This is a genomic window from Rugosimonospora acidiphila (assembly GCF_039543385.1).
Taxonomy (GTDB): Bacteria; Actinomycetota; Actinomycetes; order Mycobacteriales; family Micromonosporaceae; genus Rugosimonospora; species Rugosimonospora acidiphila.
Genome location: NZ_BAABJQ010000050.1, coordinates 26003 through 37782, shown reverse-complemented (window position 1 = coordinate 37782; position 11780 = coordinate 26003). Strand labels below are relative to the sequence as shown.

Genomic DNA, 11780 nt, shown 5'->3' with positions numbered 1-11780 from the left:
CGCGAGCAGAAGATCGTGGTGCTGCGGTTCTTCGGCAACCTGACCCAGACGCAGATCGCCGAGCGGGTCGGCATCTCCCAGATGCACGTGTCCCGGATGCTGGCCCGGTCGCTGGCCGCGATGCGCGACCGGCTCGTCACCGAGGACTGATCCGTTGCCAACGGCGGTGGTCGGCGGGCGTCCGCCGGCCACCGCCGGCGTCACTCGGGAGCTGGGTCGCCGCCGCCCGATTCCGCGTACCGGCGGGCTCCCAGCAGCTCCTCGAGCAGCGGCAGGACCTCGTCGGTGGTGGCGCCGGCGAGATGCCCGAACGTGCCCTGCCGCCGGGCGAGCACGACGCCGATGAACGCCGCGATGAGCACCTCGGCCCGCAGGTCGGGCTGCTCGTGGCCCTCGTCGCGCAGCCGCTGGCTCAGCGGCGCCACGATCCGACGCTCCAGTTCGGCGCGGGCGGCGGCCTGGGCGGGCGGGTCGTCGTACGCCCGCACGGCGGCCTGGAAGATCGGGCCGGGGCCGGTCCGCCCGACCCGGTCGAGCAGCGCCGCCAGCCGGTCCGGGTCGAGCAGGTCGGCAGGCGGGTTCGGCCCGTCATCGGCACGCAGCACGGCGATGTAGAGCTGCGCCTTGCCGCCGAAGTACCGGGCGATCATCGTGGGGTCGACCCCCGCCCGCTCGCCGATGTCGCGCGCCGTGGTCCGGTCGTAGCCGCGGTCCGCGAACAGGTCGCGGGCGGCGTTGAGCAGCCGCTCCCGGCTGGCGGCCGCGTCCCTGCGGCGCGGGGTCGGTTCCTTGGTCATGGGCCGATCCTTAGGACTGGTTACCGGTGGTCGTCCGATTGTGCGGCAGACGGGGCAGCGCGAGGCTCACCACCGCGGTCACCACCCACACCCCGCAGCCGATGAGCCCTGCCACCGTGTACCCGCCGGCCGCCGGCAGCAGGTGCCCGGGGACGGTACGAGCCTCCAGCACCACGGCGCTCATCGCGCTGCCGGCCGCGTACCCGACGTAGCGGATCACCTGGTTGAAGCTCGTGGCGCTGCCGGTCTCCTGCCGCGGCACCGCCCCCACGATCAGGCTGGGCATGACCGCGAAGATGATGCCCACGCCGAGCCCGGCGATCCCCATGAGGGTGGCCACCTCCCACAGGCTGGCGCGGGCGAAGGTGAACAGCAGGGTGGCGATCAGCCCGACGGCCGAGCCCACCGACAGCAGGGCCTCCGCCGAGGTACGGCGGATGAGGGTGTGGGTGATCCGGTTGGCGACCACGCTGCCGGCCGAGAACGGGAGCAGCACCAACCCGCTGACCGCGGCCGAGGCGCCGAGCCCGTACCCGCTGCTGGCCGGCGTCTGAACGAACCTGGTCACCAGCGAGATGAGCAGGTACATCGCGATCCCGGCGAACAGCGCGCCCACGTTCCCGGTGAGTACCGCCCGCAGGCTCAGCAGCCGCAACTGCACCAGGGCGTACGAGCGGCGCAGCTCCAGCAGGATCCAACCGGCCAGGGCGGCGAGCGCGACCGCCACGACGCCGAGCAGGCGCGCGGAGCCCCACCCCCAGCCCTCGCCCTCGCTGATGGCCAGCAGCAGTCCGGCCAGCGCGGCGCCCAGCAGGACCGCGCCCAGGACGTCCAGGCGCTGGCGCGGGTGGTGCGCCGAGGACGGCACCACCAGGGCGGCGACGACCAGCGCCGCGGCGCTGCACGCGGCGCCGAACCAGAACGCGGCGTGCAGGCCGCCATGGTCGGCGATCAGGCCGGTGATCGGGTAGCCGAGCCCGAGCCCGGCGACGGTGGTGATCGAGAGCATGGCGGTCGTCGACCGGCCGCGATCCGGTGGGAGGGTGTCGCGGGCCACCGCGATGCCCAGCGGGGTGAGCCCGAGGCCGACTCCCTGCAGACCCCGCCCCACCAGCAGCAGGACGAAGCCGAACGGCAGGGCGGCCAGCACGGCGCCGAGGGTGACCACGCCGAGGCTGCCGATGATCACGGTGCGCCGGTGCGGGCCGTCGCCGAGCCGCCCCATCAGCGGCGTGGCCAGCGCGCTGACCAGGAAGGTGATGGTCAGCGACCACTGCGCGGCGCCGAGCGACACGTGATCGTCGGCCGCGACGGTCGGGATCAGCGGCGCCCCGAGGCTGCTGATGATCGAGACCACCGTGCCCATGAAGATCAGGCCAGGGACGAGAGAACTCCTGGTGGGCCGCTGTACCTGAGGGGCGTCGAGGGTGATCACGGCGCAAGCCTACGGCTGATGTCTTCAAGCGATGTCTACAGGTGATGGCAAACACAGAGCGGCGCGCCGCCTGCCCACCGGCCGCGGTGGGGCCGGCGGCATAGCCGGGTACCCGCGCACTCGGCGCCCGGTATGATTGCCCGGCGTGTGCGCCCTTCTCGGCGCGCCGCCGTCACGGGAGACACCGGAAACTTCACAAGGTGTCCGGAGGTGGCCACCCGGCCACCTTTCGGGGCACACCGACGGCCACCAAGAAGGTTTTTGAGCGCCAATGCAGCCTAAGACGGGGAACGAGACGCCCGAGGAACGCCCGGCCGGCACGGCGCGCCCCACGGATCAGGGTGCGGCCGACCCGTCGGTGCGGCCCAGGCTCGGCGTGATGCGCCCCGACGGCGGGGTCTTCGAGGACGCCTCCAACTTCGAGGAGCGCTTCGTCCCCAGCTACTCGGCGATCAGTCAGATCGTCGAGGCGCTGCGCGTGCTGGGGCTCAAGGTGGTGCTCACCAGCGGCACCTTCGACATGCTGCACGAGGGCCACTCGAGGTACCTCGAGGCGGCCCGGAAGTTCGGCGATTTCCTCATCGTCGGCGTGGACAGCGACGAGAAGGTGCGCCGGCGCAAGGGGCCGGGGCGGCCGGCGGTGCCCGAGGCCGAGCGGCTGCGCATGGTCACCCACCAGCGCGGCGTGGGCCTGGTGACGCTGAAGAACGCCGACGACCCGCGCTGGGCGCTGATCGACGCGGTCCGGCCCGACGTGCTGGTCGCCACCAAGGAGACCTACCGGCCGGAGGAGACCGCCGAGCTGGAGTCGAAGTACTGCGGACGGGTGGAGATCCTCGAGCGGATGGCCACGATCAGCACCTCGGCCCGGCTCCGCCTGCTGGTGCTCAAGCAGGTCCGCCAGCTCCTGGCGGATGCCGAGGCCGGCGACGAGGGCGAGGACGAGTAGGTCGCCGTGAAGCAGGTCCTGCTCTACCTGCCGGTCATCCACTCGGGGTACGAGAGCCTCCTCGCCAAGCACGCGGACGCGGCGGAGATCCTGCTCCTGGGCGAGAGCTTCGCCGAGGACCACCGGGTCATGCGCAAGGAGATCCGGGCGCTGTCCCCGGTCTCGGCGGCCCGGTATCTGAACCGCTCCGGGGATCGCCCGCCGGCCCGCGTCATCGAGCGGGCCGACCTGCCCGCCGCGTGCACCGCCGACGTCCTGGTCGTACCGGACGAGGAGCTGATGCGCGACCTGGTGGCCCGGTACGCGCTCGGATCGGGCCGGATCGTGAACTACGAACGGACCTTCCTGCGCTGGGACCGCGGCTGGAGCCAGGCCCAGCGACCCGCCGACTATGACGGCGCCGTCGCCACGGACGAGCTGAGCCGCCGGCTGATGGGCCGCGCCACCGAGGCCGCCGGAAGGTCCTCCGACTGGTGGCGCCAGGTCGGTGCCCTGGCCGCACGGGACGGCGAGGTGCTGGCCGTCGAGTACAACCAGCACCGGCCGACGGAGTACGCGCCCTACCTCGACGGCGACCCCCGCAACGATTTCTCGCGGGGAGTCCGGATCGACCTGTCGACCGCGATTCACGCCGAGGCCCTGATCGTCGCGAGGGCCGCGCGTGCCGGCACGGTACTGGACGGCGCCGACCTCTACGTGTCGACGTTCCCCTGCCCGGGATGCGCCCGGCTGGTCGCCGAGGCCGGCTTCCGCCGCTGCTACTTCGCCGGCCCGTACGCGATGCTCGACGGCGACGCCATCCTGCGCTCAGCCGGCGTCGAGCTGATCTGGGTCGACACCACCGGCGACACCCCCGCCGGCTGACGGCTCCGGCTCGCCCGGCGCGGGCCGGGAACTGAGCTTCATGCGTACCGGCCGGTGGTCGGGATCGTCCACGTCTCCGACGATCACGTGGACGTGCAGGTGGCCTATGGTGCCCCCGGTGAACCTGCTGTCGCCGTTGCGCGCTCCGAGGCCGTAGAAGCTCAGCTCGTAGTGGTCACGGATCCAGGCCAGGGCGGTCCAGAAGTCCTCCCGGGCCTCGGGCGAGAGGTCGACCAGGTCGCTCACGTGCTCGTCCGGCACCATCAGCAGGTGCAGCCTCGTGTCGGCGTACGGGTACCGGTTGTGGATGACCGTCCAGTGTCCGGTCCGCAGCAGCGGCTCGTGCGTCGGCTCGCCGCTGAGATGGTCGGGGCAGAACAGGCAGATGCCACCGGCCGCCAGCCGCTCCATCTCGGCCCGCTGCTCCTCGTGGCGGTAGTTGCCGAACTGGTACAGCGGCATGCTCATGCCCGACTGGTCTGGGTCGCAGCGCGGCGCGAGACGCGCCGAGCCAGACCGGTCGCCCGCTTTCCGGCCGGATGGCCGGGCGCGGCGCCACCGGCCCGCACGATGGTGCGTGCCGTCACGGCGACACCGGGATGCGCAGGCCCGGATGCGGTTCGTAGTCCGAGATCTCGAAATGCTCGGCCCGGAAGTCGTGAATGTCGGTGACCGCACGGCCGGCGTCGTTGAGCCGGACGGTGGGCAGGCGCCGCGGCTCCCGAGCGACCATGACCGCCGCCTGGTCGAGCTGGTCCTCGTAGATGTGGGCGTCGGAGATGGTGTGGTAATACGTCGCGGCGGGCAGCCCGGTCAGCTGCTCCAGCATGAGAAGCAGGGCGGCGTACTGCACCATGTTGGACGGCACGCCCACCGGCACATCACCGGAGCGCTGGTACATGTGCAGGTGCAGCCGCCCGTTGAGCACCCGGACGTGTACCCAGCCGTGGCAGGGCGCGATGGTCGTGCGCGGTCGCTTGCCCTCCCCGCGTACCTGGTACTGCGGGATCCACGGGGACACGAAGTGGGTTCGCAGGTCGGGCAACTCCCGCAACTGCTCCACCAGGTGCGTGAACTGGTCGAACGGCTCACCCTCGGCGGTCGGGAAACGCTGGAACGCGGCACCGTACGAACCCGGCCCGATGTCGCCCGGTTCCAGCCCGCGCTTGGCGGTCTTCTCCGGGGTGGCCCAGGCCCCCCACCAGTCGCAGCCGAACTTCTCCAGCTCGGCCAGGGTGGTGGCGCCGTTGATGAAGGCGCACAGTTCGCCGATGGCCTTGCGCCAGAACATCCCGATGTTGCGGTCGGTGATCGCGGGGAACCCGTTGGCGAGATCGAAGCGCATGGTCTGCTGGAGCAGGGTCAGCGCGGCAGGCCCCTGGCGGGTGGGCGCTTTCTCCCCATCGCTGAGGATCCGGCCAAGGAGGTCCCGGTACTGCGTGTCCGCCGTGCGGCGCTCAAACGGCAGGTAGTCCACTCCCGGGACCCTCCTCTCAGGTCAACCGCGCCATGATAACCGCCCTGGTCAGCCGGCCCGCGAATCAGGTGCCGGCGTGGCCGCTCACACCCGTCCCTGGCCGGTCGGGCGACCCGCGAACTCAGGAACGTAGATGAATTTCGGGTGAGGGCAGCTGCCGTAGCCTGGTCGGCATGACGGGGAAGAGCTGGACTCAATGGCATACCGCGTATGACGATCCCGACTCGGAGCTGTCCCGGCGGCTGGTCGCGGTCCGGGAACGCATCCGCACCGCGCTCGACGCCGCGAAGCCGGGCCCGATCCGGGTGGTGAGCATGTGCGCTGGCGACGGCCGGGATCTGCTCGGCGCGCTGGACGGGCATTCCCGGCGGCGCGACGTGCGAGCCACCCTCGTGGAGCTGGACCCGGAGCTGGCTGCCCGGGGACGCGCGGCGGCGGCCGGCACCGGCGTCGAGGTTGTCCAGGGCGACGCCGCCCTCACCGATCTGTACTCCGCCGTGGTCCCCGCCGGCCTCGTGCTGGCGTGCGGCATCTTCGGCAACATCACCGAGGCCGACATGGTCCGCACGATCGCGGCGCTGCCCGGGTTCATGGTGCCGGGCGGCACGGTCATCTGGACCCGGCACCGCGAGGAGCCCGACCTGGTGCCGCGCATCAACGCCTGGTTCGACGAGCACGGCTTCGAGCTGGTCTGGGTGTCCGACAAGCAGGCGGGCTACGGCGTCGGCGTCCACCGCCTGATCGGCCCCGCGCGGCCGCTGCGCACCGGCGAGCGCCTGTTCACCTTCGTGAGTTAACCCTTCGGCTTGTGGGCGATGAACTGCGTACGACCGTCCACCCGCAGGGTGATCCGATCGAAGCCCAGCGTCTGCAGGCGCACCAGCAGCACGCTGGGCTCGACCGGGTTGTAGGTGTCGCCCTCGTGGAAGTGGTGCAGGCCATCGCTGGGCAGGCTGTCCGATCCGATGAGTACCCCACCGGGGCGCAGCACCCGCAACACCTCGGCGAGCAGCCGGTTCTGTAGCGCGGCGGTGGGCACGTGGTGCAGCATCGTGAAGCAGGCCGCCGTGTCGAACGACCCGTCCGCGAAGGCCAGCTCGGTGGCGTCGCCGTGCACGACCTCGACGTTGCCGCCGGCGTACCGCTCGGTCAGGCGCTGCGCGGCGGCGTCCTCGCTCTCCACCGCCACCAGGCGCTTCACCTTGTGCCGCAACCAGTCCGTCGCCGCCCCGGGCCCCGGACCGACCTCGACCAGCTCCGGCCCGAGGTCGAGCCCGGCGGTCAGCCACGGCAGCACCTCGGACTGCAGATACTTTGCCCACTCGGGGCTTGAGCAGTATTTCGCGTGGTTTTCGTTCACGCACTCACGCTAGGCCTGTTCCGCCGATCAATCGACGGCGTCGAGCAGGGCCCGGGCGCGACGCGCCGCATCGGTGAGCAGTTGCGGGTGCTCGGTGGCCCACGAGACGGTCGCCAGAACCCGGTGCGCCAGGCAGGCCAGGAACGCATCCGTGCCGCCGAGGGACACCGCGTATTCGACGATGCGGCGAGTCACATCCGGGCTGCCGTCGACCGGGTCGGTCGTTGCGGTGAGCAGCGAGACCAGGTCGATGACGGGGGTACCGCGCCCGAAGCCCTCCAGGTCCAGCACCGCGGCCAGGCCGCCCTCGTGAAACAGCAGGTTGCGCAGGGTGAAGTCGCCGTGCGCGAACCCGCCGGTGGGCAGCGCCGGAACCGGGCGGCTGACCAGGTCCAGCGCGCGGCGCGCCAGGGGCAGCACGTCCGGGTGGAAGGTGAAGTCGGCGATGCCGCCGTTGAGGAACGACGTGACCATCACCGACCAGTCCCGCACCGGCGACGGGCGGACCTCGCCGTGCAGGGCGACCGCGCCCAGTACCGCGTCGAGGGTGGCCGGATCGAGCCGGTTCAGGGTCTCGCCCCGCACGAACCCGGTCAGCAGGTACGCCCGGTCCTCGTCGAGCCTCCCGAAGCCGAGCACCGGCGGCGTGGGGTATCCGGCGGCGCGCAACTCCTCGACGGTGGTGGCCGCCCGGGACAGTTGGTCGGCCCACCAGGCGCCGTGCTTGAGCTTCAGCACCGCCCGCAGCGCGCCGCGACCGAGCAGGTAGACCGGGTCGCTCCCGCCACCGTGCAGGTGCCCGAGCACCGTCCAGGCCCCACCGGTACCGGCGCCGATCGTGGCCAGGTCGTCCGGTGCCAACGGCCCCGGCCCGGTACCCGCCTGCCCGGTAGCCGCCGGCCCGGCATCCGCCTGGCCCCCGCCGCCCGCCCGTACCCGCAGCAGCCGGTATCCCTGCTTGGCCGCCGCCCGGTCGGTGGGGTACCCGGTCTCGTCGAGCCACTGCCGCAGGCTGTCCGCGCCCATCGCCTGCTTGACCACGAGCCAGCCGTACCCGCCGGGCACCAGGCGCCCGAGCCAGTCGAGCAACAGCTCGTGCAGCGCGTCCTTACCGATCTTGATGGGCGGGTTGCTGTACAGCCCGTCGAAGCGCAGCGCCGGCGGAACCTCCTCGGGCCGGGCCGCGACCACGTTCGGCACCCTCGACGCGTTGCTCCGGATCAGGCCCAGCGCCCGCTCGTTGACCTCGACCGCCCACACTCCGGCGGCCGGCTGCCGGCGCCCCAGCGTCACGGCGATCGGGCCGTACCCCGCGCCGAGATCCACCACCCCGGTCGCCGGTCGGGGCGCCGGTGCGTGGCGCAGCAGGGTCATGGTGCCCCGATCGACACCCTGCGCTCCGAACACCCCAGCGGCCGTGGTCAGGGCGAACGACTCACCGTCGATGCGGAGATCCACCACGTGCCGGCGCTCCGGCCCGGCCGGCCGGCGATCCCAGTACGAACCAGTCACACCAGGGATGCTGGCCCAAGCGCGCCCGGCACGCACCCCAATTCCGGTGGCGTGCGGCTGGCCGCCCACCCGGGCCGGGCGACCAGAGCCGCCCACCCGGGCGGCCCGGTTCCGGCGTCGTTGACCTCCGAGAACCGTCGGTGGGCGTGCCGTGGCTCGCGGAGGTCGTCGCGAGCCACGGCCGGGCGGCGTCAGGCGGTTGCCGCCGCCGCGTCCCGGGCCAGGGCCCGAACGGCCAGCTGCGCGTGCAGCAGCACGCCGTCCGGCATGACCGAGTCCTCGAAGATGGCCAGCGGGCTGTGGTTGTCGGGGGCCACGTCGTGCAGGTCGGCCGGGCCGGCGCCGAGGAACGTGTAGCAGCCCGGCACCTCCGCGAGCACCCGGGAGAAGTCCTCCGCACCGGTCGAGGGCGCGGCCTTCACCTCGCCGCGGTCGTCGCCGAACACGTCGTCGACCACCCCGGCCACGAACGCCGCGTGGTCGGCGTTGTTGATCGTCATCGGGTACTCGGGCTCGTACTCGACGTCGACCTCAAGACCGTGCGCGGCGGCGATGCTCTGGCACAGCCGTACGGTCTCGGCGCGCAGTCGCTCCTGCGCCTCGGCCGAGAAGCTGCGCACGGTCGCCTCGAACCGGGCCTCGTCGGGGATGATGTTGCGGCGGGTGCCGGCGTGGAACGAGCCGACCGTGATGACGACCGGATCGAACACGTCGAACCGGCGGGTGACCAGGGCCTGCAGCGCGGTCACCATCTCGGCGGCGGCGTTGACCGGGTCCTTGGCCAGGTGTGGGGCGGAGCCGTGGCCGCCGGCGCCGCGTACCGTCACGAACAGCCCGTCGCTGGCCGCCATCAGGGTGCCCGGTCGGGTGGAGAAGACACCCGGCCGGATCTTGGACGACATCACGTGGATGCCGTACGCGGAGGAGACCCGGGTACCGGCGGCGTCCAGCACGCCCTCCTTCAGCATGGCGCCGGCCCCGTCCCAGCCCTCCTCGCCCGGCTGGAACATGAACACCACGTCGCCGGCCAGCGAGTCCCGATGCGCGGAGAGCACCCGGGCCGCCCCGACCAGCATCGCGGTGTGCAGATCGTGCCCGCACGCGTGCATGGCGCCGTCCACCTTGCTCGCGAAGTTCAGCCCGGTGCGTTCGGTGATCGGCAGCCCGTCCATGTCGCCGCGCAGCAGTACGGCGGTGCCCGAACCGGCGGCGGCGCCGCCGCGCAGCACCGCGGTGACCGACGAGACCGACCTGCCGAGGGTGATCTCCAGGCCCAGGTCGCTGATCGCGGACAGCACGGTCTCCTGGGTCACCGGCAGATCGAGCCCGATTTCGGGATGTTCGTGCAGCCGGTGGCGCAGTTCGGTCAGTTCCCCCGCGATCTGACGGGTGTCGTCCCACAGAGCCTGGTCAAGCGACATGGCATCCTTCCGGCGTTTCGCCGAGTGGAATCGGTCCACTCTCAACCGGCACCCCGGCGCCTGTTCGGGGTGTCCGACCGCTGATCCGTGGTGCCGTCCCAACGTAACGTAGGCTCCGGGCCGCCGATCTCGCCCGGCCGGGCGGAGCGCGCGCCGTCGAGGGGGATGTGATGCGGATCGCGTACGGGGCGGACGACGAGAACGAGACGACCCGGGCGGTCGTGGCATACCTGACCGGTCAGGGCCACGAGATCGTCAACCCGACCGCCTCGGACCGGTGGCCGGACCTCGGCGAGGCGGTGGGCCGGACGGTGACGGCCGGCGAGGCCGACTACGGCGTCGTGATGTGCTGGACCGGCACCGGTACGGCGATCGCGGCCAACAAGGTGCCCGGGGTGCGGGCCGCGCTCGCCTGGGAGCCGTGGATCGCCCGGGGCGCACGGCTCTGGAACGACGCCAACGTGCTCGCGATGAGCCTCAAGCGGCTGGCGCCGGACGTCGCCGTCGAGGTGGCCGCGGCGTTTCTGACCACCACCGAGCCCGACCCGGACGAGGCCGACAACATCGCTCGGCTCGACGGCATCGCCGGTCCGGGCGGCATCGCCCGGCTCGACGGGATCGCCGGTCCGGGCGGGATCGCCGGTCAGCCGGCCGGGGAGAAGCCCTCGGCCTGACGCGCGGCCGGCAGCACCACGTACTGCCGCAGGTACAGGTCGCGGAAGGTGACCGGGCCGCGGGGACCCGGTACCCGGTCGATGTTGATCCCGGTTTCCGGCACGGCCAGCAGCTTGAACCCGTCGAGCAGGCGGGTCGGCGCATTCCAGAAGCCGCCGGTACCGGCGTACGCGGCGAGGAACCGCGCGGCCGCGTCGGCGTCGTCGGCGACGATCCCGGCCGCCAGCCCGGAGGTCTCCTCGTTGGCGATCCGGGCCGCGTCGAGCACGCCGTCCGCCCGCGCGATGGTGACGGTCGCCTCGTTGCCATCCGACAGCGCCCACTCGTAACCAATCGGGTGCTGGTACGGCGGCAGCGAGGCGGTGATCTTCGGCTCCAGGCCGGCGAGCTGCTCGACCACGCCGGGCACCACCTCGTCCCAGATCGCGCCGTCGATCAGCAGCAGGTTGAGCCGGTTGCACACGCCCAGCCGGTCGACGCTGCGCCCGATCAGTTCGGCCGCGAGCGACCGGTCGGCGGACGGGTGGAGGTACATGACCCCTCCGCCGTCGGCGTGGGCCAGCGTGCGTACGCCGGCCAGCGCGGCCTGCTCGGCGAGGGTTCGCGTGCTCTCGCCGCTGCCCCGCAGGATCACCAGGGGCAGCAGCTTCGGCTGCCGCACCAGCGCCTCGGCCGTTTCCCGCCCGGGGAGCCGGACCAGTTGGATGGCCGCCGGGTCGAGCCCGACCTCCGCCAGCGCCGGGGCGACCACGTGGTCGATCAGTGCGCCGGCCGACTCCAGGGCGGCCGAGCCGGTCCGCAGCACCCCGGCGTTGTGCGACTTGATCAGCTGGGACGCTATGTCGACCACCACGTTGGGCCGTGCCTCGAAATTGGCCCCGAGCACGCCCACCGGCCGGCGCCACTCCTCGACCACCAGGTCGCCCGGCAGCTCACGGACGTGCCGGCGGCGCGGCTCCGGCGCGGTCTCGGAGAGCACCCGAAGCTGGCGCCCCATCTCGGCGAGCCGGTCCGGGTTCAGGCGCAGCCGGTCGAGCAGGCCGCCGCTCATGCCCGACTCCTCGGCCCGGGCGCAGTCGCCGCGGTTGGCCTCGATGATCGGCCCGGCCGCCTCGTCCAGCCGCCGCGCCATCGCGACCAGCGCGCCGTCGACCACCGCGTCCCCGGCCGCGGCCAGCGCGCCACTGGCCGCCGAGGCCGCCTCGGCCGCGGTCGCCACGTTCTCGGCGGCGATTTTCGCCGCCTCGGCGGCGCGCGCCTGCTCGTCCATCACAGCTCCTCCGTCGACCG

13 protein-coding genes are annotated in these 11780 nt (G+C 72.6%); 5 read left to right on the top strand and 8 right to left on the bottom strand.

The genetic code is table 11. From position 1 onward, the window contains the following. The coding region (locus ABEA87_RS40630) for a sigma factor-like helix-turn-helix DNA-binding protein (RefSeq protein ID WP_345639081.1) at positions 1–150 on the top strand (150 nt) is incomplete at its 5' end. Positions 151–200: 50 nt separating this feature from the next. On the opposite strand, the gene ABEA87_RS40625 is transcribed toward ABEA87_RS40630, so the two are convergent. Continuing rightward, positions 201–797: a TetR/AcrR family transcriptional regulator gene (locus ABEA87_RS40625; protein ID WP_345639076.1), complete on the bottom strand. Its 597-nt coding sequence runs from the start codon at positions 795–797 to the stop codon at positions 201–203. Positions 798–807: 10 nt separating this feature from the next. Then, positions 808–2232: an MFS transporter gene (locus tag ABEA87_RS40620; RefSeq protein ID WP_345639075.1), complete on the bottom strand. Its 1425-nt coding sequence runs from the start codon at positions 2230–2232 to the stop codon at positions 808–810. Between the two features lie 271 nt (positions 2233–2503). Between ABEA87_RS40620 and ABEA87_RS40615 the strand changes: the two genes are divergently transcribed. Next, positions 2504–3181, top strand: a complete 678-nt coding sequence (locus ABEA87_RS40615; RefSeq protein WP_345639073.1) for an adenylyltransferase/cytidyltransferase family protein — start codon at positions 2504–2506, stop codon at positions 3179–3181. 6 nt (positions 3182–3187) lie between these two features. Continuing rightward, positions 3188–4045, top strand: a complete 858-nt coding sequence (locus ABEA87_RS40610; protein WP_345639071.1) for a deoxycytidylate deaminase — start codon at positions 3188–3190, stop codon at positions 4043–4045. Here ABEA87_RS40610 and ABEA87_RS40605 read toward each other — a convergent pair. Together ABEA87_RS40605 and thyA are read right to left on the bottom strand one after the other, a co-directional pair. Continuing rightward, positions 3989–4513: an HIT family protein gene (locus ABEA87_RS40605; protein ID WP_345639069.1), complete on the bottom strand. Its 525-nt coding sequence runs from the start codon at positions 4511–4513 to the stop codon at positions 3989–3991. The two genes, ABEA87_RS40610 and ABEA87_RS40605, sit on opposite strands and share 57 nt — an antisense overlap. Positions 4514–4628: 115 nt before the next feature. Beyond that, positions 4629–5522: a thymidylate synthase gene (gene thyA, locus ABEA87_RS40600; protein ID WP_345639067.1), complete on the bottom strand. Its 894-nt coding sequence runs from the start codon at positions 5520–5522 to the stop codon at positions 4629–4631. Positions 5523–5695: 173 nt separating this feature from the next. Here thyA and ABEA87_RS40595 point away from each other — a divergent pair, with 173 nt between their 5' ends. After that, on the top strand, positions 5696–6319 hold the full coding sequence (locus tag ABEA87_RS40595) for a class I SAM-dependent methyltransferase family protein (protein ID WP_345639065.1): 624 nt from the start codon (positions 5696–5698) through the stop codon (positions 6317–6319). On the opposite strand, the gene ABEA87_RS40590 is transcribed toward ABEA87_RS40595, so the two are convergent. The 3 genes from ABEA87_RS40590 to ABEA87_RS40580 form a co-directional block, all read right to left on the bottom strand. Then, the gene (locus ABEA87_RS40590; RefSeq protein ID WP_345639063.1) at positions 6316–6882 is read right to left on the bottom strand and encodes a class I SAM-dependent methyltransferase; all 567 of its coding nucleotides are present in this window, start codon (positions 6880–6882) and stop codon (positions 6316–6318) included. The genes ABEA87_RS40595 and ABEA87_RS40590 overlap by 4 nt on opposite strands. 27 nt (positions 6883–6909) lie before the next feature. Continuing rightward, positions 6910–8394, bottom strand: a complete 1485-nt coding sequence (locus tag ABEA87_RS40585) for a phosphotransferase (RefSeq protein ID WP_345639061.1) — start codon at positions 8392–8394, stop codon at positions 6910–6912. Positions 8395–8585: 191 nt separating this feature from the next. Beyond that, complete coding sequence (locus ABEA87_RS40580) at positions 8586–9815, bottom strand: M20 metallopeptidase family protein (protein WP_345639059.1); 1230 nt, start codon at positions 9813–9815, stop codon at positions 8586–8588. Positions 9816–9985: 170 nt separating this feature from the next. Between ABEA87_RS40580 and ABEA87_RS40575 the strand changes: the two genes are divergently transcribed. Further along, positions 9986–10489: an RpiB/LacA/LacB family sugar-phosphate isomerase gene (locus tag ABEA87_RS40575; protein ID WP_345639057.1), complete on the top strand. Its 504-nt coding sequence runs from the start codon at positions 9986–9988 to the stop codon at positions 10487–10489. Here the strand turns inward: ABEA87_RS40575 and ABEA87_RS40570 are convergent. After that, positions 10459–11760: an aldehyde dehydrogenase family protein gene (locus ABEA87_RS40570; RefSeq protein ID WP_345639056.1), complete on the bottom strand. Its 1302-nt coding sequence runs from the start codon at positions 11758–11760 to the stop codon at positions 10459–10461. The genes ABEA87_RS40575 and ABEA87_RS40570 overlap by 31 nt on opposite strands. Between the last annotated feature and the right edge of the window lie 20 nt (positions 11761–11780).

Coding starts and splice junctions, on each gene's coding strand:
- ABEA87_RS40625 (WP_345639076.1), bottom strand. CDS start 797: ATGACCAAGGAACCGACCCCGCGCCGCAGGGACGCGGCCGCCAGCCGG.
- ABEA87_RS40615 (WP_345639073.1), top strand. CDS start 2,504: ATGCAGCCTAAGACGGGGAACGAGACGCCCGAGGAACGCCCGGCCGGC.
- ABEA87_RS40605 (WP_345639069.1), bottom strand. CDS start 4,513: ATGAGCATGCCGCTGTACCAGTTCGGCAACTACCGCCACGAGGAGCAG.
- ABEA87_RS40595 (WP_345639065.1), top strand. CDS start 5,696: ATGACGGGGAAGAGCTGGACTCAATGGCATACCGCGTATGACGATCCC.
- ABEA87_RS40580 (WP_345639059.1), bottom strand. CDS start 9,815: ATGTCGCTTGACCAGGCTCTGTGGGACGACACCCGTCAGATCGCGGGG.
- ABEA87_RS40575 (WP_345639057.1), top strand. CDS start 9,986: ATGCGGATCGCGTACGGGGCGGACGACGAGAACGAGACGACCCGGGCG.
- ABEA87_RS40570 (WP_345639056.1), bottom strand. CDS start 11,760: ATGGACGAGCAGGCGCGCGCCGCCGAGGCGGCGAAAATCGCCGCCGAG.